Raw genomic sequence first — 24,172 nt, 5'->3', positions numbered from 1 at the left:
CTTTCAACCTTATTTTTCTAAATAAAATTCAAATCTGTCACCAACATATTGGGTTCGAACATATTCAAAGGGTAAGCCATTTTGTAAATTGGTAACTTGTCTTAAATTTAAAACAGAATCTCCTTTTCTAATTTTTAAATAATTTGATACTTTTTCAGATGCTAAGGAGGCTGAAACGGTTTGACGTGCTTTCATTGGGACTAAGTTCTTCTTTTCTTCTAATGCCCGATAAAGTGAACTTGTAACATCTTCTTTACTTAATCCTTCTATTATAACTTCTGGAACTGTCGTTATCTCAAAACAAATCGGCACATTATCGCCAAATCTGATTCTTTCCATTCTAAGAACTTTTTGATTTTTATTTAAATGAAGTTTTTCAATTTCACTAAGTGATGGAGAAACAATATAATAACTAACTGTTTTACTTGACGGTTTTTTGCCCTGAGCAAGCATTATATCTGTAAAACTAGTTAAGACAGACATTCTTTCTTGTACTTTTTGATTGGCAACATACGTTCCAGAACCAACACGTTGTTCTAAAATACCCTCATCGACCAGTGTTTTAATTGCCTGTCTAAGTGTCATTCGACTAACTTTATACATATCAGCTAATTCTCGTTCAGAAGGAATTCTATCACCAATTTTCCAAACTTGATTTTCGATTTTTAACTTAATATTATTATGAATTTGAATATAAATTGGTGATTTCATTATTATAAGTAAACCTCCAAAGAGTAATAAAAAAGCTGATTAACATTTAAGTTAATCAGCATAATATTGGGCTAGCTGGGTTCGAACCAGCGCATCATGGGATCAAAACCCATTGCCTTACCACTTGGCTATAGCCCAAAAATAAAATGGAGGGGAGTGGATTCGAACCACCGAACCCGAAGGAGCGGATTTACAGTCCGCCGCGTTTAGCCAGACTTCGCTACCCCTCCATAATGATAAAATTACTAAGAAGTTAGTAACTAATAATTAACAAATAATATAATATCAAATCATATTTATAATGTCAACTATGAATTTATTATCTTAATAATGCCGGCTGCAGGAGTTGAACCTGTGACCCTCGGTTTACGATACCGATGCTCTACCAACTGAGCTAAGCCGGCATGTAGAAACAAAAGGTGACAAACAGCTATAAGATAACAAAACTCCGGCAGGCGGGCTCGAACCGTCGACAACCTGATTAACAGTCAGGTGCTCTACCAACTGAGCTATGCCGGAATAATATTGCGTGGCAACGTCCTACCCTCGCGAGGGGCGATCCCCTAACTACTCTTGGCGTGCGGAAGCTTAACTTCTGTGTTCGGCATGGGAACAGGTGTATCCTTCCGGCTATCGCCACCACACAATTGTATGATGAGAACTTCGTTCTCTCAAAACTAGCTAATATTAATTCTTCCTGGTGAGAACACCTTACTTGGTTAAGTCCTCGACCGATTAGTAATGGTCCGCTTCACATATCACTATGCTGCCACTTCCATCCTATCAACCTGATCATCTCTCAGGGGTCTTACTTTCACAAGGAAATGGGAAATCTCATCTCGAGGTTGGCTTCACACTTAGATGCTTTCAGCGTTTATCCAATCCATACATAGCTACTCAGCGATGCGCCTGGCGGCACAACTGATACACCAGCGGTATGTCCACCCCGGTCCTCTCGTACTAAGGGCAGCTCCTCTCAAATTTCCTACGCCCGCGACGGATAGGGACCGAACTGTCTCACGACGTTCTGAACCCAGCTCGCGTACCGCTTTAATGGGCGAACAGCCCAACCCTTGGGACCAACTACAGCCCCAGGATGCGATGAGCCGACATCGAGGTGCCAAACCTCCCCGTCGATGTGAACTCTTGGGGGAGATAAGCCTGTTATCCCCAGGGTAGCTTTTATCCGTTGAGCGATGGCCCTTCCATACGGTACCACCGGATCACTAAGCCCGACTTTCGTCCCTGCTCGACTAGTCAGTCTCGCAGTCAAGCTCCCTTGTGCCTTTACACTCAGCGAATGATTTCCAACCATTCTGAGGGAACCTTTGGGCGCCTCCGTTACTGTTTAGGAGGCGACCGCCCCAGTCAAACTGCCAATCAGACACTGTCTCTCACCACGCTTAGTGGTGAAGGTTAGAGTGTTCACACAACGAGGGTAGTATCCCAACAACGCCTCCATCGAGACTAGCGTCCCGATATCTACGGCTCCTACCTATCCTGTACAAGTCATGTCAACACCCAATATCAAATTACAGTAAAGCTCCATGGGGTCTTTCCGTCCTGTCGCGGGTAACCTGCTTCTTCACAGGTATCTCAATTTCACCGAGTCTCTCGTTGAGACAGTGCTCAGATCGTTACGCCTTTCGTGCGGGTCGGAACTTACCCGACAAGGAATTTCGCTACCTTAGGACCGTTATAGTTACGGCCGCCGTTTACTGGGGCTTCGTTTCTGAGCTTCGCCGAAGCTAACTCTTTCACTTAACCTTCCAGCACCGGGCAGGCGTCAGCCCCTATACTTCATCTTACGATTTTGCAGAAACCTGTGTTTTTGATAAACAGTCGCCTGAGCTTCTTCACTGCGGCTGCACGTTAGTGCAGCACCCCTTCTTCCGAAGTTACGGGGTCAATTTGCCGAGTTCCTTAACGAGAGTTCACTCGCTCACCTTAGGATACTCTCCTCGACTACCTGTGTCGGTTTGCGGTACGGGTAGTTAATTACTAACTAGAAACTTTTCTCGGCAGCGTGACATCGACGACTTCCCTACTAAATTTCGGTCCTCGTAACAACTTGTCAACCCGGTGATAAGCATTTGACTCATCACCTGACTTGTTGCTTGAACATACATATCCAACAGTATGCATCGTTTAGCCTTCTGCGTCCTTCCATCGTTCGAACATAATTAACTAGTACAGGAATATCAACCTGTTATCCATCGCCTACGCTTCTCAGCCTGGGCTTAGGTCCCGACTAACCCTGGGAGGACGAGCCTTCCCCAGGAAACCTTAGTCATGTGGTGGACCAGATTCTCACTGGTCTTTCGCTACTCATACCGGCATTCTCACTTCTAAGCGCTCCACCAGTCCTTACGGTCTGACTTCAACGCCCTTAGAACGCTCTCCTATCACGCAACGTAGTTGCGTCCACAATCTCGGTAATATGCTTAGCCCCGGTAAATTTTCGGCGCAGAATCACTCGACTAGTGAGCTATTACGCACTCTTTAAATGGTGGCTGCTTCTGAGCCAACATCCTAGTTGTTTATGCAACTCCACATCCTTTTCCACTCAGCATATATTTAGGGACCTTAATTGGTGGTCTGGGCTGTTCCCCTTTCGACAATGGATCTTATCACTCATTGTCTGACTCCTGGATATAAATCATTGACATTCGGAGTTTATCTGAACTCAGTAATCCAAGACGGACCCTTTATCCAAACAGTGCTCTACCGTCAAGATTCTTTACTCCAAGGCTAGCCCTAAAGCTATTTCGGAGAGAACCAGCTATCTCCAAGTTCGTTTGGAATTTCACCGCTACCCTCAAGTCATCCCAGCACTTTTCAACGTACACGAGTTCGGTCCTCCGGTGTGTTTTACCACACTTTCAACCTGCTCAAGGGTAGATCACCTGGTTTCGGGTCTATCATTACATACTAAAACGCCCATTTCAGACTCGCTTTCGCTACGGCTCCGATTTTTCGTCTTAACCTGGCATGCAATCATAACTCGCCGGTTCATTCTGCAAGAGGCACGCCATCATCCATTAACGGACTCTGACTGCTTGTAAGCACATGGTTTCAGGAACTATTTCACTCCCCTTCCGGGGTGCTTTTCACCTTTCCCTCACGGTACTGGTTCACTATCGGTCACTAGAGAGTATTTAGCCTTGGGAGATGGTCCTCCCAGATTCCGACGGAATTTCACGTGCTCCGCCGTACTCAGGATCCTGAACTGAGGGTATTCGATTTCGTCTACAGGGCTATCACCTTGTCTCGCAGAACTTTCCAGATCTTTTGACTATCGAATACTTTGGTAACTCAAATGTTCAGTCCTACAACCCCAATGAGCAAGCTCATTGGTTTGGGCTGTTCCCCGTTCGCTCGCCGCTACTAAGGGAATCGAAATTTCTTTCTCTTCCTGTGGGTACTGAGATGTTTCAGTTCCCCACGTCTACCTTCAACTGAGTATGTATTAGTCAGTTGATAATGATCGATTAAGATCATTGGGTTTCCCCATTCGGAAATCTCCGGATCAAAGCTTACGTACAGCTCCCCGAAGCATATCGGTGTTAGTCCCGTCCTTCATCGGCTTCTAGTGCCAAGGCATCCACCATGCGCTCTTAATAACTTAACCTATCTAACCACGACGTGGTTGATTTGGTTAATTGAGTAAATACGAATTGAACTATATTAAAAAACTCAAAATAACGCGGTGTTCTCGGTTGAAATTATATAAAATATAAAATCAAATTTGAAAAAATTAATATTATCTAGTTTTCAAAGAACCAAGTTTGATACCTAACGGTATCAATGGAGAATAGCGGGATCGAACCGCTGACCTCCTGCTTGCAAAGCAGGTGCTCTCCCAGCTGAGCTAATTCCCCATATCTACAACTCAAATATTATAGCATGAGAGGAGATATATGTAAACCTCTCAAAACTGAATAAGATTGACATGCGTAAGGTTCCGTATTATTCCTTAGAAAGGAGGTGATCCAGCCGCAGGTTCTCCTACGGCTACCTTGTTACGACTTCACCCTAATCATCAGTCCTACCTTAGACGGCTTACTCCTCAAAAGAGGTTGTTGCACCGGCTTTGGGTATTACTAACTCTCATGGTGTGACGGGCGGTGTGTACAAGACCCGAGAACGTATTCACCGTGACATTGCTGATTCACGATTACTAGCGATTCCAACTTCATGCAGGCGAGTTGCAGCCTGCAATCCGAACTGAGAACGACTTTAGGAGATTAGCTCCACCTCGCGGTATCGCAACTCTTTGTATCGCCCATTGTAGCACGTGTGTAGCCCAGGTCATAAGGGGCATGATGATTTGACGTCATCCCCACCTTCCTCCGGTTTGTCACCGGCAGTCTCACTAGAGTGCCCAACTAAATGCTGGCAACTAGTAACAGGGGTTGCGCTCGTTGCGGGACTTAACCCAACATCTCACGACACGAGCTGACGACAACCATGCACCACCTGTCATTCCGTCCCCGAAGGGAACGCCTAATTTCTTAGGTTAGCAGAAGATGTCAAGACCTGGTAAGGTTCTTCGCGTAGCATCGAATTAAACCACATGCTCCACCGCTTGTGCGGGTCCCCGTCAATTCCTTTGAGTTTCAACCTTGCGGTCGTACTCCCCAGGCGGGATACTTAATGCGTTAGCTGCGGCACTAAAGGGCGGAAACCCTCTAACACCTAGTATCCATCGTTTACGGCATGGACTATCAGGGTATCTAATCCTGTTTGCTACCCATGCTTTCGAGCCTCAGCGTCAGTTGCAGACCAGACAGCCGCCTTCGCCACTGGTGTTCTTCCATATATCTACGCATTTCACCGCTACACATGGAGTTCCACTATCCTCTTCTGCACTCAAGTTCCCCAGTTTCCGATGCACTTCTTCAGTTAAGCCGAAGGCTTTCACATCAGACTTAAGGAACCGCCTGCGCTCGCTTTACGCCCAATAAATCCGGATAACGCTTGCCACCTACGTATTACCGCGGCTGCTGGCACGTAGTTAGCCGTGACTTTCTGGTTAAATACCGTCACGGAATGATCATTTCCTATCATACTCGTTCTTCTTTAACAACAGAGTTTTACGAGCCGAAACCCTTCTTCACTCACGCGGCATTGCTCCATCAGACTTTCGTCCATTGTGGAAGATTCCCTACTGCTGCCTCCCGTAGGAGTATGGGCCGTGTCTCAGTCCCATTGTGGCCGATTACCCTCTCAGGTCGGCTACGTATCATTGCCTTGGTGAGCCATTACCTCACCAACTAGCTAATACGCCGCAAGACTATCCTAAAGCGATGCAAACGCACCTTTTAAACGAAGACCATGTGGTCTTCGTTGTTATACGGTATTAGCACTTGTTTCCAAGTGGTATCCCCTACTCTAGGGCAAGTTCCTTACGTGTTACTCACCAGTTCGCCACTCGCTTCGATGTTAAGTCAAGTTGATGCAAGCACCTACTATCATTAACGGAAGCTCGTTCGACTTGCATGTATTAGGCATGCCGCCAGCGTTCATCCTGAGCCAGGATCAAACTCTCATATTATAAATATGAATAGCTTAATTTAGCTCTTCAAATATTGTTTCTTTTTTACGAATTGACATTCGCAAATGTTTTAATTCATTTTACTAATGTAAAATGTCCTTACACATTTATTGTCATATCTTATTCAGTTTTCAAAGATCTACATCGTTTTAATTGTCTTTTTTAACGCGACAACTATTTAATAATATCATAATTAAGCAATCGATGTCAATAAGAAATTTTAATTTCTTTTCAAGATTTTTAACTGACAACTTGTCTCGCTCAACCACAATTAAATATATTACTATTTTAAAATATAAAAGTCAACACCAAAATAAAAAAAGTTCTACAAAAACGTAGAACTTTTTCTAATTACTTATTCTTCTTTTCTTTTTCATCTTGTTCATTATTAGAATTGTCTTCTGGACGCATCGTTGGGAACAATAGGACATCACGAATGGAATCAGCATCAGTTAATAACATAACCAAACGATCAATTCCAATTCCTAAACCACCTGTAGGAGGCATTCCATATGATAAAGCTTCAATAAAGTCTTCATCAATTCCTTGAGCTTCATCATTACCAGCTGCTTTTTCAGCTGCTTGAGCTTCAAAACGCTTTCTTTGATCAATTGGGTCATTTAATTCACTAAAGGCATTTCCATATTCATTTCCACAAATATAAAGTTCAAAACGATCAGTAAAACGTGGATCCTTCTTGTTCTTCTTAGCCAATGGTGAAATTTCAACAGGATGACCATAAATAAAGGTAGGTTGTTCAATTTTGTCTTCAACAAATTGTTCGAAGAATTGGTTGATGATATGACCGACCTTCCAATAATCCTTATATTCAACATGATGTTCATCAGCTAACTTACGAGCTTCTTCAAGACTCATCTTAGGCCAGAAATCAACACCAGTAACTTGCTTAATTGCATCTACCATGTGTAAACGGGCAAATGGTTTATCAAAGTCAATCTTTTGACCCTTATAAGTAATCTTACCATCATCAGTAACTACAGCTGCTGCTGCTTTAAATAAACCTTCAGTTTCATCCATAACATCTTTAAAGTCAAAGTATGCAATGTATGATTCTAATTCAGTAAATTCAGGGTTGTGTTCTTGATCCATTCCTTCATTTCTGAAGACACGACCAATTTCATAAACTCTTTCCATTCCACCAACGATCAAACGCTTCAAATGTAATTCCAAAGCAATTCGAAGATATAGGTCAATATTCAATGCATTATGGTGAGTAATAAATGGACGAGCATTAGCTCCACCAGCTTGATTATGCAAAACAGGTGTTTCTACTTCAGTACAATGCATTACATTATCTAAATAACTTCTAATTGCAGTAATGATTTTGCTTCTCAATTGGAAGCGATCAAAACTTTCCCGATTAGAAATTAAATCAAGATAACGTTGACGATACTTTTGTTCCTTGTTCTGTAAACCGTGGTACTTATCTGGTAATGGACGTAAAGCTTTAGACAAGAAGAAGACCTTCGTTGCCTTAATTGTCAATTCACCCATATCTGTCTTGATAATTTCACCAGTAAAACCAAGGTGATCACCAATATCAGAACGTTTGAAGATATGATATACATCTTCTCCAACAACATCCTTACGAACATAAACTTGGATTCGACCAGTCCGGTCTTGTAAATCAGCAAAACCAACTTTACCTTTTCCACGCTTAGCAACCATTCGGCCAGCAATTGTGGCTGTTTTATCCATCTTTTCTAGTTCATCTTTTGATAAATCATTATATTCATCATGTAATTGTTGAGCTAGATAGTTTCTTTCAAAACGTCCACCAAATGGATCGATTCCTTCTTGGCGTAATTCATTCATTTTATCAATTCGCACGCGAATTTGATCATTCATTTCATGTGACACTTTAACCCCTCCAGTTACAAATTCAATTTAATAATAACACATATTATCAAATAATACGCATTTATCTTCTATCGTGCATTTCTTTTAGCTTGTTTTTCAACGAACTTATCAAAGATATTATCCATCTCTTGTTCCGTATCAGCATTATTCAAAGCAACCCGTGTTCTAGCAGAATGACTAACTCCCTTTAAATAATACCCAGCTTGTCCGCGAAATTCTTTAGGACCGATTCTTTCACCCTTTAAATCGATTAAATTATGCAAATGTTCTTTTGCAATTGATACCCGTTCTTCTAATGTTGGTTCAGGAAGTAATTCACCGGTTGCTAGATAATGACTGGTTTGACGAAGCATCCATGGATTACCTTCAACTGCTCTAGCAATCATAACTGCATCCGCACCAACTTCATCAATCATCTTCTTGGCATCTTCAGGAGTCCTAACATCTCCGTTTCCCATGAACGGAATTGTCAAATGGTCAGCAACGTCCTTTAGAATCTCCCAGTTAGAATGTCCTTGATACATTTGTTCTCGTGTCCGTCCATGCATTGCCAAAGCAGCAACCCCAGCTTCTTGAGCTGCTAAGGCATTTTCTACAGCAAAAATATGATCATCATCCCAACCAGTTCTCATTTTAACTGTAACAGGTTTATCTACCGCCTTAGTAACAGTGGAAAGCATGTCATATATTCTATCTGGATCTAATAACCATTTTGAACCAGAATTACTTTTTGTAATCTTATGCATTGGACATCCCATATTAATATCAATAATATCAGCGTTGGTATTTTCACTTAAGTACTCAATTGCTTCTAATAAAGTTTCTTTAGTTCCACCAAAGACTTGAATACTCATAGGATGTTCTTTATTACTAACCCCTAACATACTAAGGGTCTTTTCATTACGGTGAATAATAGCTCGATCAGATACCATTTCACAAACAACTAATCCAGCTCCCATTTCCTTACAAATAATTCGGAAAGCAGGATTAGTCACTCCAGCCATCGGAGCAACAACAACTCGATTAGGAATCGTTACATTCCCAATTTTCCATTCCTGATTCATTATTTTTTATCCTCCGCCGCTTTGGCTTCCTTTTTTGCAAGGATTTGCTTTAAATCATCCTCGCTAAACTGATATTTAGCTCCGCAAAAATGACAAGTAGTTTCAGCACCATGATCTTCATTGATCAATTGTTTTAATTGTTCATTAGAAATTTTTTCTAAGACTTTTCCGAAACGTTCCTTAGAACAATTACAATGAAATTCGACTGGCATCTTATCCAATACTTCTAAGTTATCCTTCCCAAAAATCAAGTTTAAAATGTCGATTGGTTTTTGCTTATCTAATAATAATTCGGAAATCATTGGAATTTGTTTCAAACGTTTTTCTAACTTTTGAATAGCTTCATCAGTTGCCCCTGGCATCTTTTGAACTAGGTAACCACCGGCTTCACCAATCGTATTGTCTGAGTTCACAAAAACTGAAACCCCCATTGCTGAAGGGACTTGTTCAGATTGAGCTAAGTAATAAGTAAAGTCATCACCAATTTCACCTGAAGCTAATGGAACGTTACTTGTATATGGCTCATCACCACCGGTGTTCTTCATTACTTGTAAGAATCCATTGATTCCAACTGCCTTACCAACATCAATCTTATGATGCTTGTTTAATGGTAAGTTAACATGTGGTTTTTGAATGTAACCCTTTACCCGACCATTAGCGTCAGCATCAACCATAATCGTTCCAACGGGACCACCACCATTAATTTTAACGGTTAAAGTTTCCTTGCCTTTTAAGGAAGAAGATGAATACAGTAATGTCGCAATAATACTTCTACCTAGTGCTGCTGAAGATGCACTCCACGTATCTTGACGTTTTTGTGCTTCTTGAACAACCCCTTGGGCTTGAATTGCATATGCTCGAAACATTCCATCTTTAGTAATACTTTTAATTAAATAATCATCACTCATATAAATTCACTCCTCATAATATAAAAACGTGAGTAACAAGCGCCCACGTTTTATACCTAAATATTTAGTTATTAATCTTGATCATCATGATGTTTTTCTTCCTTTTCATCGTGATGTTCTTCTTCAGAATCTTTTTTATCAGCAGCTGAACGTGCTTCATCAAAAGTTTCTGGATCATGTTCACTAGGGAACTCTAAGTCATCATGCTTTGGCATTTTCCCAGTCTTATACAAACTAAGAATTGACTTTTCATCAAGGGTTTCATACTTCAATAAAGCATCCGCAATCACTTGATGTTGTTCTCGATGTTCATTAATGATCTTACGAGCTGTTTCATGAGCTTCATCAATGAAGCGTTTAACTTCTTCATCAATTAAAGCAGCTGTCTTTTCAGAATATTGACGACCCGCATATGGATCTTGAGTTGGATCCTCTAATTCAACTGTTCCTACCTTAGGACTCATTCCATATTGAGTAACCATTGCTCGAGCTAATCTAGTAGCTTGTTGGAAATCATTAGAAGCCCCGGATGATTCGGAATTGAAGACGATCTCTTCAGCTGTCCGACCACCCATTAAGCCAGCTAATTGTTCCATAGCATTCTTCTTCGACATTAATTGTTGATCTTCTTTTGGTAGCATAATTGCATATCCGCCAGCACGACCACGTGGCACGATCGTAACCTTATGAACAACTCGGGCATCATTTAAGACCAACCCTACAATTGTATGTCCAGCTTCATGGGCAGCAACTGTTTCTTGTTCCTTCTTGTTAACGACCCGATCCTTTTTAGCTGGACCAGCAATCACACGATCTTCTGCTTCATCCAAATCAACAGGTTCAATTTCCTTATGACTTCGACGAGCAGCTAATAATGCGGCTTCATTAAGCAAGTTCGCTAAATCAGCTCCAACGAATCCAGGAGTTTGTTTAGCAATTTCTTGCAAATCAACATCCTTAGCAAACGGCTTATTCTTAGCATGAACTTTCAAGATAGCTAAACGCCCTTTAACATCTGGACGACCAACTAGCACCTTTCGATCAAAACGACCTGGACGAGTCAAAGCCGGATCTAAGACATCAGCACGGTTAGTAGCAGCAATAACGATAACACCTTCGTTACCTTCAAAACCATCCATTGCAACTAACAATTGATTCAAGGTTTGTTCACGTTCATCGTGACCGCCCCCCATGCCGGAACCACGCTTCCGTCCAACGGCATCGATTTCATCAATAAAGATGATTGCAGGGGAGTTCTTCTTAGCTTGTTCAAATAAATCACGAACTCGGCTAGCTCCAACCCCAACGAACATTTCAACAAAATCAGAACCTGAAATTGAGAAGAATGGGACGTTAGCTTCTCCAGCAACAGCCTTTGCTAACAATGTCTTACCAGTACCAGGAGGCCCCTCAAGTAAAACACCATGTGGAATCTTGGCACCAAGGGCTGAATACTTCTTTGGATTCTTAAGGAATTCAACCACTTCAACTAATTCTTGTTTTTCTTCTTCTTCACCGGCTACATCCTTAAAACGGACTTTACTAGTAGCGGGTTTAGCCTTACTCTTTCCAACTTTCATAAGACCACCACCGCCACCACGGCCGGCTTGATTCATCATCATATAAAAGAAAAAGATAAAGATAATTAATGGAAGAACATAAACAATTAAGTTTAACCAAAAGCCATTAGACTCAGCTTCCTTAGCACTATACTGAGTGTTAGAAGTCCGGGCCGCCTTATTAATTTCAGATACAGAAGCGTTATTTTTTAACATTAATGCATCGAAATGGCTAACCTTAACATTCTTTTTACTCCCTAATGACAATGATGAATTAGCTTTCATTGTTTGAGGGTGTTTGTATTCACCACTAACCTTATAAACACCACCTGAAGGTTGAATGGAGAATTTTTTAATTTGATGAGACTTAAGCGAATTGATGAATTGACTAGATTCAATCGTACGACTTTGTCCAGTACTACCACTACCACCTTCGAAGAAGTATAATCCTCCGACAAGTAATAGGGCGATCAAGATGTAGAATAAACTACTTCGCAAAAAGCCATTATTACCTTTTTTCATTGACTACCTCCTAAAAACAAATAATGTTTTAATTATATCACGATTAAAGAAGCGTTTTAAATTAGAACACGTCGATTCTTGTAATTCTTAATGACACGTTAAGAATTTAAATTAATCCTTGTTATAAATTTCTGGTTTTAAAACTCCAATATATGGCAAATTACGATAACTTTCATTGTAATCCAATCCATATCCTACTAAAAATTCTTTTGGAAGTTCCACTCCAACATAATCGGATTGAACATCAACTTTACGAGCTTCTGGTTTATCTATTAAGGTACAGATTTTAACTGAATTAGCTCCTCTGTCTGATAAGAGATCCTTTAGGTATTTGATGGTTCGACCAGTTTCAATAATATCTTCAATAAAGATAACGTCTCTTCCAGAAACATCACTATCAATATCCTTCGCCAGTTTCACTTTCCCAGTTGAACTAGTCCCACCGAAATAGCTAGAGACATCAATAAAATCAATACTCAAATCCATGTCCATATATCTAACGATATCAGTCATAAAGAAAATAGCGCCCTTTAAAACAGCAATTACTAATGGTCGTTTCCCTTCATAATCACTAGCTAATTGTTCTCCTAGTTTTTTACATACTTCTTGGATTTGGTCTTCGCTACAAATAATTCTTTCGATATCATTATTCATTGTCTCTGTCATAAGCTAATGTATTCCCCTTTCGTTTTTCCATCCAATTATATAATTAGAATGAATAACACCCATATAACTATTTTTATATCCTAGAACAGAATATATCTGATTATTCTTATCAACCAATACCTGGATTGAATCTCGCTCATTCAATGGTACTTTTTGGTCAATTAAAATGCGTCTCACTTTTTGATGCCCACCATTTTTCAGACGAATCTTATCTTCCGACTTCCAATTCCGAACAATTAATGAGTTCATGTTCATTTCCAACGGAAGTGAATTAAAATAATCCAGTTCAGGACACTTGTTCGATTCGCCAATCCAACAATATATTCCATTACTAGTCGTAAACCAGTGATTTAATCTTACCATAAATTTTGAACAATAATCATTTTTTTGTGACAAATCATTCGTTTCTTCTATCCTCAATAAATTATAACTTTTTATTACTACATAATGCTTATTTAACAGGACTTGCCCATTGGGTTTATCATCATTTTTTAACAAGTGTAAAATAGCCCTTATTGTTCGTTGATTAATCCCAATTTGAGAATTAAATTCATGAATCATTAATTCTAATAGCTCCATTTGAGTGTTGGGATCTAATTTTAAAAAACTATTAGTTTGCCAAGTATCATTTGAAACGTTCATTTCCCTTAGAATGGGTAATAAGAATTTACGATTAACAGTTTGAATTTGATAAATTTGTTCAGCATAATTAGCTAAATGTTCGAGTAATTGCGGATTCTCCTGTCTCATTTTAGGTAAAATTTGATTGCGAATTCGATTCCTGAAAACATCATTAATTTGATTGGTTTTATCTTCGAACCAGGTTAAACCATTTTGTTGAGCATATGAAATAATTTTTGATTTAGGAAATGCTAATAAAGGGCGAGCTAAAATACCGTTTTCAAACGTTCGTTCAGCTCTAATTCCAGTTAGTTCATTTAACATTCCACCACGAGTTAATTTCATTAAAATTGTTTCTGCTTGGTCATTTTGGTGATGAGCCGTTAATAAAACGTTGGCATCGTATTTTCTCATCACATCCCCAAAGAATCGATATCTAAATCTTCGGGCTGCTTCCTCAATTCCTACATTGGGATGCTGAGTCCAATCAGCTATTTCTAATTGAAGATGATGACTAAAACAGTACTCTTTAAGGAATTCTGCTTCTTCTTGGCTCTGTTTTCTAAGATGATGGTTCACATGCGCAACAATAATTCGCGGCTTATGGTTAGATAACTTTAATAAAAGTGATAACAAAGCCATTGAATCTACTCCTGTGGAAACTGCAACAACAATTAGATCATTTGTTTTCCACCAATTGTTATCTTGGATAATAGTTTGAAATTTCTTTTCCAAATTCACTTTTTCTTTACTCCTAATAAAAAAGACTAGAGCAAGCAGCTCTAATCTTTAATTAAGTTAACTTCGGCGACCACCGCGACCGCCACGTTTACCTTCAGTGTTCTTCTTAATCGTAGCTAAACGACTTTCACTATTTTTTAAGAAATCATTCATCATGTCGTCAAAACTTTCTTTATGATGTGTATTATTACTAGGTGCATGACCATTATGATTTCCGCCATTATGATTCCCATGATCGTGTTTATTATAGCTATTATGGTTATTATGGTGATCATGTTGGTCTTTTTTTTCATGTTTAACTGAATCGTCAGCTTGCTTAATCGAAAGCGCAATCTTACCATCGTCACCAATCTTCAAAACCTTAACAGTGACTGTATCCCCAACTTTTAATACATCATGAATATCCTTAATAAATCCTTCGGATACTTCACTGATATGTACTAAACCTGTTTTATGATCTCCCAAATCAATAAAAGCACCGAAATTAGTAATTCCAGATACTTTACCGGAAACTTTTTCTCCAACCTTTAATGCCATAAAAAAGATGTTCCTCCTAATATTTTTGTGCCTTTAGTATATCATAAAAGCTAACTTTTTTTAATAAAATCTTAATTTTGGGTGACATCTTTTGCCACTTCGCCTGGCAAAATATAGACTTTTTCATCAGGTTTAGTGTAGTAATACTTATCACGAATCAATTGTCCCAAATAATTTTGGTTATTTAAGCGCCGTATCCCTAATTTTAATTCAGAATGACGTTGATCAGTGACCCTTAGTTCAACCTTTTTAGCATTGATTTGATCTTGCGTAGTTCCTAATTGAGAGTTCATAGAACTAATCTTTACCATAAAAAACACAACAAAAAATAGAAAAACGAGCCCCAAAACAATTGCTCTTTTTAACCGCCACTTACTCATCAACACATTTTTATGCCTTTTAACTTTATTCGTTTGTTGATTTCCCAAATCTGCCATCTAACTACTCCATTCCTTTATTTCTAAAATTCATCATTAGAATAATCATGATGATAATCTTCACTAATTATTTCGTACATTTTATCAGCATCAGCTTTTTTGGTTCGGTCAATAATTTGTAAAACCTTTACTTTTAAAATCTTATTTCCAAATTCAATTACTAAAACGTCATCTGGAACAACGTTTGTCGACGATTTAGCAACTTTATCATTGATTTTTACACGTCCTTGTTCGGCAATTGCTTTAGCAACTGGACGTCGTTTAATAATTCGCGATATTTTTAAAAATTTGTCTAAACGCATTATTCATCATCCTCCTTATTTTTTCTTTCCTCAACCAACTCACTAACTAACTTTAATAATTCATCCATCCATTGATCAACGTTCATTTGCGGTTGTAAATTCAATCGAATTAAAATATGATTATTATCTTCGGCTAAAATAGCTCTAAAACTTGTTTTGGAAACTGCTTTCAACAGCATTTTCGAATCATAAACATCATTAGCACTTAACGCCATTGTAATAATAATTTGATGATTAAAGTTTCTAATATTTTGAATTAAAGCTTGATCTGCTAACATCTTCAATTTTGCAACTTTTAATAAGTTAGCAACTGGTTTGGGATAATCTCCAAAACGATCGATCAAATCTCCCTGAACTTCTGTGTAATCATCATCGTTACTAATTTGATGGATTCGTTTATAAATTTCAATTTTTTGTTGTTGATCATTCACATAATCATCGGGTAAATATGCTTCAAAGCCTAATTCAATTACAGAATCTGATTTAGTAACCGTTTTACCACGTTTTCGACCAACTGCTTCTGAAATCATTTGGGTATACAAATCATATCCTACAGAATCAACAAAACCATGTTGTTCTTTTCCCAGAATATTTCCGGCACCGCGTAATGATAAATCACGCATTGCAATTTTAAATCCAGACCCTAATTCAGTAAAATCACGGATTGCTTCCAATCGATTTTCGCTAACTTCTGTTAAAACTTTATTTGGTTTGTACATGAAGTAAGCATATGCCACCCGACTACTTCTTCCAATCCGACCTCTTAATTGATACAACTGTGATAATCCCATATGATCAGAGTTTTCCACAAATAATGTATTTGCATTCGAAATATCGACCCCAGTTTCAATAATTGTTGTCGTTACAAGTACATTATACTCACCATTAGTAAAATCATACAGAACTGATTCGAGTTGATTTTCATTCATTTTTCCATGAATATAAGCAACTTTAGCTTCAGGAACTAATTCTTGCAACATCGAAACCGTTTTTTCAATACTTTCAACCCGGTTATGAAGATAAAAAACTTGACCACCTCGTTGTAATTCACGTCGAATTCCATCCCGAATCGTTCCTGCATTTTCTTCCATTACGTAGGTTTGAATGGGATAGCGATTGGTAGGAGGAGTTTCAATAACGGATAAATCACGAACCCCCATCATTGACATATTCAAGGTTCGCGGAATTGGAGTGGCAGTTAATGTCAAAACATCAACAGAAGACTTTAACTCTTTAATTCTCTCCTTATGTTTTACCCCAAACCGTTGTTCTTCATCAACGATCAATAATCCAAGATCTTTAAAATGAATATCCTTAGATAATAATCGATGGGTTCCAACAATTATATCTAGTGAACCATCTTCAAGTTCGGACAAAGTTTGTTTAATTTGTTTAGCCGTTCTAAAACGAGACAAAACCCCAACTGAAACAGGATATCCACTAAATCGACTCAGCATTGTTTCATAATGTTGATGTGCTAAAACGGTCGTTGGAACTAGCATTGCAACCTGTTTCCCCGCTTCAATAGCTTTGAATGCTGCTTGAAGTGCTACTTCAGTTTTTCCATAACCAACGTCTCCAACTAAGAGCCGATCCATTGGATGTGGTTGTTCCATATCGTGTTTAATTTCATCAGAACTTTTTAGTTGATCAGGCGTTTCTTGATAAGGAAATTCTGCTTCAAATTCCTTTTGATATTTATCATCCTTAGGAAAGGCAAAACCCTTTTCAGCAGAGCGCTTTGCATAAAGATCAATTAAATCATCTGCAATGTCTTCAACTTTTTGGGAAACTTTTCGTTTTGTTTTAGCCCACTCGCTTCCCCCTAATTTATTGATCCGAGGGTGCCGGTCTTCAGAGGAAACGTATTTCTGAACTTTACTTAATTGGCTAACCGGAATGAACAACTTATCATCATTCTTATAGGCAATCGTCATGTAATCTTGATGTTTACCATCAGACTCCATGGTTTTCATTCCTTCATATCGACCAATTCCATGGTCAACATGAACAACGTAATCTCCGGGTTTTAAATCAGTATAGCTTTTAATTCTTTCCGCATTAGAAAATGTTTGTCGGCGAGCACGCTTTTTCGTCCGGCGCTTGAACATCTCATTTTCTGTAATGATAGCTAATCCAGCTAATGGTAATTCAAAACCATTCCCTAAATGATTAGCAATCAGTTGGGTTCGACCCTTAATTATTTTATCCCAGCTAGTCTCAACGACATCAATTTTAAAGTCAGCCATTGTCTGAGATAACTTACTCATTTGAGCATCATCTTCGACCATGATAACCGTGGTCATTGCTTGTTTTTGATAACGTTTTAATTCCGTTTTCAAAAGTGGAATTTGTCCTAGGAACTTTTGCATTGGACGAACGGGTAGATCAGTTAATTGGGTTAGTTTTAAACCACCAATCCCTTTCTGGAACAAAGAAAACAGCATTTGAGCTTGAGAAGAATTTTTAATTTCATCATGAAAATCTAGTCCCAATTGCTGTTTTCCAAACAACTTCCCATGCAATAGTCTTTCTTCTGCCCATTGTTGTTCATCGTCCGTTAACTGTTGATTTGATTCCTTTAAACGACTAAAATCATCAAAAACGATTAACCCATCCTGAGGTAAATAATTAAATAATGAAACAGGTGTTGTAAATAAAAATTCACTAAATAAAACCGTTTCGCTATTTTGGTAGCCCTTTAATAATCCCTCAATAATCTCATTAACATAATCAGTAAGTGATTTAGCTAACTTCTTATCTTTCATTCGACTAGTACTTCGTTTTAAACGGGTTGCTAAATTCTTAGCTCCCACTTTTCTAGTTTTATCATCTAGTATTAAATCAGTAGCAGGTAATACCTGAATTTGATCGATGTTTTCAATACTACTTTGGGTTCCAACACTAAACAGGCGTAATGAATCAATTTCAGTATCAAACAAATCAATTCTTACCGGATCTGAAGAATTCAAAGGATATACATCAATGATTGACCCCCGAATCGCAAATTCACCTGGCGCTGCAACTAGTTTTTGCCTTTCATATCCCATTCGAGATAATTTTTTGGGCAACTCATTTAAATCAACGTCTTTACCCACTTCAAAAGACAGTTCAGCTTGTTTAAATTCACTTGGTTGAGGCAACATCCGCCGAATTCCAGAAACAGAAGTTACGATAACAACAGGCTTATCACTTTGCAAGGCATGAAGTGCTTTAACTCGTTGTGAACGATATTGAGGTGAACTAGTTGCTGCTTCTGCAGCAATCAATTCCTCTACTGGAAATTCATATACTTGTTCACTAGGAATCAAGTTCACTAAATCATCTGCCATCTCATTCATATGATAAAGGGTATCAGTGACCAACACAATGGGATGATTCAAGTCTTTTAAAACTGCAGAAAGCAAAAAAGTTTTAGCTGATCCTGCTAACCCCGTTATTAATTGACGATGAGCCGGTTTAATGTCTTGAACAATATTTTGATATTGTGGTAATTTAGTTAAAAATTGACCTAATTCCACGTTCTATGCACTTCCAAACTAGTTATATTTATTTTCTAAACGGTTAAACTCAGTCCCTGAAATCCAATCTTCTAATGCAGATACCGCTTGATCACAAGCTTTATTAAAATCAGGAAGCTGATCTTGGGTAAATTTACCTAAAACATAATTTACAACACTTTCTCGGGTTGGGTGATCAGTACCAACCTTAATCCGATAAAACTTATTAGTGTTTAAATGAGAAATTAAACTCTTAATTCCATTATGACCGCCTGCTGATCCATGATCACGTAATCTGATTCTTCCAACTGGTAAATCCATATCATCATAAACAACAATTAAATCTTCAATATCTAACTTAAAGAAATTCATCAAAGGACCAACTGAACGGCCAGATTCATTCATAAACGTTGTCGGTTCAACTAACATTACTTTTTCACCATCAACCATACCAGTCCCAACCATAGCTTCCATCTTGTTCTGATTAATATCAATTTGATGCTTTTGAGCAAATTCATTGATGACTGAAAATCCAGTGTTATGACGTGTTCCATCATATTCAGGACCAATATTTCCTAAACCGACAATTAATTTCATTTTTATTTCTCCTAATTTATTGATTAGCCATTTATTACTATCTATATTTTCTACATATTCTATATTATAACAAAAAATTAAATTAATGAATTCGCTTGCATATTGATTAGCAATACTTAGACTTTATGCTATACTAAATATGTATTTAAATATATTTCTTTCGAAGGGATGAATTAATATGTCATTAAAACCACAAAAAGTTGTTTTAGTCGGTGATGGAGCCGTTGGTTCTTCTTACGCTTTTGCTATGTTACAACAAGGCCTTGGCGAAGAATTTGTCATTGTTGATATTATTAAAGATCGGATTGAAGGAGACGCTCTTGACCTCGAAGATGGTCAAGTATTCACTGCTCCTAAGAGAATCCATGCAGGAGATTACAACGACTGTAAAGATGCAGATTTAGTTGTTATTACTGCTGGTGCACCTCAAAAACCAGGTGAAAGTCGTTTAGACTTAGTAAGTAAAAACATTAAGATTTTATCATCTATTGTTCCTCCAGTTGTTAAATCTGGATTCGATGGTATCTTCTTAGTAGCTGCTAACCCAGTTGATGTCTTAACTTACGCTACTCAAAAATTATCTGGCTTCCCTAAAGAAAAGGTTGTTGGTTCCGGTACTTCATTGGATACTACTCGTTTCCAAGTTGCCGTTGCTAAGAAGTTAGGTGGAATTAATCCAGCTGACGTTAACGCCTACATTATGGGTGAACACGGTGACTCAGAATTTGCTGACATCGATGAAGCTACGATTGGTAATCGTCCTTTATTAGACGTTGCTAAGGATTACGGTGTTTCCAAAGATGACCTTCTTAAATTAGAAGACGAAACTAGAAACAAAGCTTACACTATCATCAACAAAAAAGGTGCTACATTCTACGGTGTTGCAACTGCTTTAATGAGAATCTCACGTGCTATCTTACGTGATGAAAAGTCTGTATTACCTATTGGTGCTCCAATGAACGGTGAATATGGCTTAAACGATATTTACATCGGTTCCCCAGCTGTTGTTGATGCTTCTGGTGTTCGTAAAGTTATTGAAGTTCCATTAAGTGATGACGAAAACAAGAAGATGCAAGCATCTGCTGAAACATTAAAAGAAACTGCTAAAAAGGGTATGGATTCTTTAAAGTAATTTCTCATTTCAATTGAAAATAAAATTATTGAAATCAAAAACCGTAAAGTTATTAATTTAACTTTACGGTTTTTTATGTATAAAAATACAAAGTAATTTTATTTATTTTCAGTTTCCGGACTCGCCACTGACTTAGGATTAGTTTTAGTAGATACCCCAACACTTAGTTTTAAAGCTGTATCGACTCGCTTCATAATCGTATTATTTAGATGTGCAACCCGATCATTTAACCGACTTTTATCGATTGTTCGAATTTGTTCTAACAAAATTACAGAATTTTTTTCAATCTTAGATTGACTTGCCTTAATTCCCACATGCGTGGGCATTTTAGGTTTAGAAATTCTAGCAGTAATCGCTGCAACGATTACTGTCGGACTATAGTGATTTCCAATATTATTTTGAATAATCAATACCGGCCGAACACCACCCTGTTCTGAACCGATGACTGGTGATAAATCTGCATAAAAGATATCACCACGTTTAATCTCCATTTTCGACAATTTTTTCACCCCTCAAATCGCACATCCTATAACGAATGGGTATAACGTCTAGGCATTCGTGCTGTTAATTGACAAGCCAACTCATAATGAATCGTATCACAATAGTCCGCAACATCTTGCAAACTGATTTCTTTATCCCCGTCATGACCCACAAAAGTTACCCTAGTTCCAACTGGCAGTGGTTTTGGTACTCGCACCATTAATTGATCCATGCAGACTCTTCCAACAATCGAACAAAATTCCCCATCAATAAGCACCTTAAAATTTTGTAAGCGCCGTGGAATCCCATCAGCATATCCAACTGGAATGGTTGCAATATATTGATCTTCATTGGCAGTATAAGTTGCTCCATAGCTTACTGAGCGTCCTTTAACAATTTTTTTACAAAAAACGATTTCTGAAAAAACTGATAGAGCAGGATGCAATGGATATGGTGTTTGTTGAATCGTTCTTCCTGACGGATTTAACCCATATCCAGCCACTCCAAATCGAATCATGTTGCCATTACACTTAGCATGCCATAAACTAGTTGCTGAATTAGAAATATGTACATATCGTGGACGTTTGGGTAGTTTATAAACTAGACGATTAAATCTTTTGTATTGTAAATTAAAATAATCGTCACTGGTCTCATCAGCACAGGAAAAATGAGTAAAAACTCCTTCAAAATCAATTAAAATTTGATTATCTGAAATTAACTTTGCAGCCGTAACTACTTCTTCTTCAGTTTGTAAACCAATTCTTCCCATTCCGGTGTCTAGTCCTAAATGAATTTTTAACAAAGGTAACGGATTCTGGGAACTTATACTTTTTATTGTAGCAATTGCGTCAGATAGCCACTCAATAGAAGGTACTGTAACAGAAATTCCTTGTTCTGCAATCAACGCAATATCCTCGATTCTGGTAACTCCTAACACTAAAATAGGTTCTGTAAAACCTGCTGCTCGCAATTCTAACGCTTCATCCAAAATAGCAACACAAAATCCTGTTGCTCCAACTTGTTGAGCAGCTCTAGCTACTTCAATAGCACCGTGACCGTAACCGTTGGCTTTAACCACCATAAACAATTCGGTTCCACTAGCTAAGCGTTGTACCTCTGATTTCACATTATAACGAATGGCCTCTAAATCAACCTCTACAATTGCATTGCGATGATTACCTACCATTACATCCACCCCGTCAAAACTTAATTATATATTATTTTACCACATATTACATATGTATAAAGAAAGACTCTTGACAATATTGCCAAAAGCCTTCTTTTAATTAGTTCAAATTATCTTAATCTTTTGGTTTAATCTTAAAAGATTTATTAACATGTGATTTAGAATGTCCACCATTGTTGGAACGTTTTCCAGAATGGTTATTGTTCTTACCACGATAGTTACTACTATTTCCACCAGTACGACGATGATTACTACCGTTGCCACGATATCCATTGCCACCGCGACCATGGCCATTATAACGGCGACGATTTCCACCGCGTCTGTAACCACCACCATTACCATGATGTTTGTTTGGTAATGGACGTTCTGGAGTAATTCGAACTTTAACACTATTTCTAGTCATTTTATTCAATAATACGGCTACTAAATCTTCAGAAGAATATTTACTTAATAATTCTTCTGCTGTATTAAGAAATTTGTCAGTATCAGTCTTTTGAACTAACTCACTAATTTGTCCCTTAACTTTAGATAATTGACCATTTAAAGCTTCTTCTTCCGAAGGAGGCTTCAAAGGTAACATTCTCGTCTTCGTTAACTTTTCAACTTCACGAAGATAACTCTTTTCGTTTGGTTGAACAAATGTAATTGACACACCATGATGTCCGGCACGACCTGTACGGCCAATTCGGTGAACATAACTTTCTGGATCTTGAGGGATATCATAGTTAAAGACATGAGTAACACCACTAACATCAATTCCACGGGCAGCCACGTCAGTAGCAACAAGGACGTTTACCTGTTTAGATCTAAATTGACGCATAATTTGAGAACGACGTTGTTGAGTTAAATCACCATGTAGTCCTGCGGCATGATAACCGCTAGCGGCTAGTCCACGACCAACTTCATCAACTCTTCGTTTAGTTCGACAGAAGATAATGGCAACTTCTGGTGATTGAACATCAAGAAAACGCGTTAATAAATCAAACTTTTCTGCTTCACGGGTTCGAACATAATATTGATCAACTAAATCAGTTGTTAATTCCTTTGCCTTAATCTTAACTTCTTTTGGATTGGTCATGAATTTTTCACCAATCTTCTTCATAGAATTAGGCATTGTAGCAGAGAAGAGTAGTGTTTGACGATTTTCTGGAAGTTGTTTAATAATACTTTCAATATCAGGCAGAAATCCCATATCAAGCATATCATCAGCTTCATCAAGAACTAAAAGCTTAACATTGCCTAATTTTAATGTATGACGATTAATGTGATCTAAAATTCGCCCAGGAGTTCCAACAATGATTTGAGGTTTTTGCTTTAAATCTCTAATTTGACGGCGAATATCAGAACCACCGTAAACACATTGAACTTTAACTCCTTTTTCACGACCAAAACGTTTCATTTCGCGTTCAGTCTGCATTGCTAATTCACGGGTTGGTGAAACTACCAATGCTTGAACTTTAGGATCATTAACATCAATCTTTTCTAAAATAGGTAATGAAAAGGCGGCAGTCTTACCAGTTCCAGTTTGGGCTTGTCCCAAAACATCATCACCATTTAAAATCAATGGAATTGTTTCTGCTTGGATTGGTGTAGCTTCATTAAAGCCACTTCTTTCAACTGCTTTTAATAGGTCTTTTGATAGACCCAATTCTGTAAATTTCAAATCTTGTTTCCTCCTAATAAATCACTTGGTAAATAAAGTTACGAATGATTTGAACAATCCGGTTCACCATTTTATCATTCAATTATTTTATCAAGTCCAAATAACAAG

Annotated in this window: 16 protein-coding genes, 5 tRNA genes and 3 rRNA genes; 1 reads left to right on the top strand and 23 read right to left on the bottom strand. The window is 38.1% G+C overall.

Going from position 1 to position 24,172, the window contains the following annotated elements:
- Positions 1–9 precede the first annotated feature (9 nt).
- The 20 genes from AC3B6G_RS04640 to pth all read right to left on the bottom strand — a co-directional run bounded on the left by AC3B6G_RS04640 (position 10) and on the right by pth (position 19,603).
- Positions 10–711: a GntR family transcriptional regulator gene (locus AC3B6G_RS04640; RefSeq protein WP_489849238.1), complete on the bottom strand. Its 702-nt coding sequence runs from the start codon at positions 709–711 to the stop codon at positions 10–12.
- Positions 712–777: 66 nt separating this feature from the next.
- Positions 778–849 (bottom strand) — tRNA-Gln (locus tag AC3B6G_RS04635).
- A gap of 9 nt (positions 850–858) precedes the next feature.
- Positions 859–941 (bottom strand) — tRNA-Tyr (locus AC3B6G_RS04630).
- 101 nt (positions 942–1,042) lie between these two features.
- Positions 1,043–1,115, bottom strand: a tRNA-Thr gene (locus tag AC3B6G_RS04625).
- Positions 1,116–1,157: 42 nt separating this feature from the next.
- Positions 1,158–1,230: transfer RNA gene (locus tag AC3B6G_RS04620), tRNA-Asn, on the bottom strand.
- A gap of 8 nt (positions 1,231–1,238) precedes the next feature.
- Positions 1,239–1,355: ribosomal RNA gene (gene rrf, locus AC3B6G_RS04615) — 5S ribosomal RNA — on the bottom strand.
- Between the two features lie 71 nt (positions 1,356–1,426).
- A 23S ribosomal RNA gene (locus AC3B6G_RS04610) occupies positions 1,427–4,342 on the bottom strand.
- A 177-nt stretch (positions 4,343–4,519) separates the two neighbouring features.
- Positions 4,520–4,592: transfer RNA gene (locus tag AC3B6G_RS04605), tRNA-Ala, on the bottom strand.
- A 99-nt stretch (positions 4,593–4,691) separates the two neighbouring features.
- A 16S ribosomal RNA gene (locus tag AC3B6G_RS04600) occupies positions 4,692–6,268 on the bottom strand.
- The 16S, 23S and 5S rRNA genes sit together here with 5 tRNA genes alongside, the layout of an rRNA operon.
- A 351-nt stretch (positions 6,269–6,619) precedes the next feature.
- A complete protein-coding gene (gene lysS / locus AC3B6G_RS04595) occupies positions 6,620–8,137 on the bottom strand; it encodes a lysine--tRNA ligase (protein ID WP_489849571.1) in 1,518 nt (505 codons plus the stop codon).
- 80 nt (positions 8,138–8,217) lie between these two features.
- Entirely contained in the window at positions 8,218–9,213 is a 996-nt protein-coding gene (gene dusB / locus AC3B6G_RS04590) for a tRNA dihydrouridine synthase DusB (RefSeq protein ID WP_489849237.1), read from the bottom strand.
- Complete coding sequence (gene hslO, locus AC3B6G_RS04585; protein ID WP_489849236.1) at positions 9,213–10,121, bottom strand: Hsp33 family molecular chaperone HslO; 909 nt, start codon at positions 10,119–10,121, stop codon at positions 9,213–9,215. Before hslO ends, dusB begins: the two co-directional genes overlap by 1 nt.
- A gap of 71 nt (positions 10,122–10,192) precedes the next feature.
- On the bottom strand, positions 10,193–12,202 hold the full coding sequence (gene ftsH / locus AC3B6G_RS04580) for an ATP-dependent zinc metalloprotease FtsH (RefSeq protein ID WP_489849235.1): 2,010 nt from the start codon (positions 12,200–12,202) through the stop codon (positions 10,193–10,195).
- A gap of 111 nt (positions 12,203–12,313) precedes the next feature.
- On the bottom strand, positions 12,314–12,856 hold the full coding sequence (gene hpt / locus AC3B6G_RS04575) for a hypoxanthine phosphoribosyltransferase (protein ID WP_489849570.1): 543 nt from the start codon (positions 12,854–12,856) through the stop codon (positions 12,314–12,316).
- 15 nt (positions 12,857–12,871) lie between these two features.
- Entirely contained in the window at positions 12,872–14,230 is a 1,359-nt protein-coding gene (gene tilS / locus AC3B6G_RS04570) for a tRNA lysidine(34) synthetase TilS (protein WP_489849234.1), read from the bottom strand.
- A 57-nt stretch (positions 14,231–14,287) separates the two neighbouring features.
- Entirely contained in the window at positions 14,288–14,767 is a 480-nt protein-coding gene (locus AC3B6G_RS04565) for a S1 domain-containing RNA-binding protein (protein WP_489849233.1), read from the bottom strand.
- A gap of 71 nt (positions 14,768–14,838) precedes the next feature.
- Positions 14,839–15,204: an FtsB family cell division protein gene (locus tag AC3B6G_RS04560; RefSeq protein WP_489849232.1), complete on the bottom strand. Its 366-nt coding sequence runs from the start codon at positions 15,202–15,204 to the stop codon at positions 14,839–14,841.
- Between the two features lie 23 nt (positions 15,205–15,227).
- Positions 15,228–15,506 (bottom strand): RNA-binding S4 domain-containing protein, encoded by a 279-nt coding sequence (locus AC3B6G_RS04555; RefSeq protein ID WP_489849231.1) that lies wholly within the window; start codon positions 15,504–15,506, stop codon positions 15,228–15,230.
- Positions 15,506–19,027, bottom strand: a complete 3,522-nt coding sequence (gene mfd / locus AC3B6G_RS04550; protein ID WP_489849230.1) for a transcription-repair coupling factor — start codon at positions 19,025–19,027, stop codon at positions 15,506–15,508. The genes AC3B6G_RS04555 and mfd overlap by 1 nt, the downstream gene beginning before the upstream one ends.
- 18 nt (positions 19,028–19,045) lie before the next feature.
- Positions 19,046–19,603 carry an aminoacyl-tRNA hydrolase gene (gene pth / locus AC3B6G_RS04545; protein ID WP_489849229.1) on the bottom strand — a complete coding sequence of 186 codons (558 nt, stop codon included), beginning with the start codon at positions 19,601–19,603 and terminating at the stop codon, positions 19,046–19,048.
- 178 nt (positions 19,604–19,781) lie between these two features.
- On the opposite strand from pth, the gene AC3B6G_RS04540 reads away from it, so the two are divergent.
- On the top strand, positions 19,782–20,735 hold the full coding sequence (locus AC3B6G_RS04540; RefSeq protein WP_489849228.1) for an L-lactate dehydrogenase: 954 nt from the start codon (positions 19,782–19,784) through the stop codon (positions 20,733–20,735).
- Positions 20,736–20,833: 98 nt separating this feature from the next.
- On the opposite strand, the gene AC3B6G_RS04535 is transcribed toward AC3B6G_RS04540, so the two are convergent.
- The 3 genes from AC3B6G_RS04535 to cshA form a co-directional block, all read right to left on the bottom strand.
- Positions 20,834–21,226, bottom strand: coding sequence for a type II toxin-antitoxin system PemK/MazF family toxin (locus AC3B6G_RS04535; RefSeq protein ID WP_489849569.1), 393 nt, complete (start codon positions 21,224–21,226; stop codon positions 20,834–20,836).
- A 35-nt stretch (positions 21,227–21,261) separates the two neighbouring features.
- A complete protein-coding gene (gene alr / locus AC3B6G_RS04530) occupies positions 21,262–22,401 on the bottom strand; it encodes an alanine racemase (protein ID WP_489849227.1) in 1,140 nt (379 codons plus the stop codon).
- A 115-nt stretch (positions 22,402–22,516) separates the two neighbouring features.
- Positions 22,517–24,064, bottom strand: a complete 1,548-nt coding sequence (gene cshA / locus AC3B6G_RS04525; protein ID WP_489849226.1) for a degradosome RNA helicase CshA — start codon at positions 24,062–24,064, stop codon at positions 22,517–22,519.
- Between the last annotated feature and the right edge of the window lie 108 nt (positions 24,065–24,172).

The organism is Nicoliella sp. ESL1149 (assembly GCF_058107265.1).
This window is presented reverse-complemented; position numbering and strand designations above follow the sequence as displayed.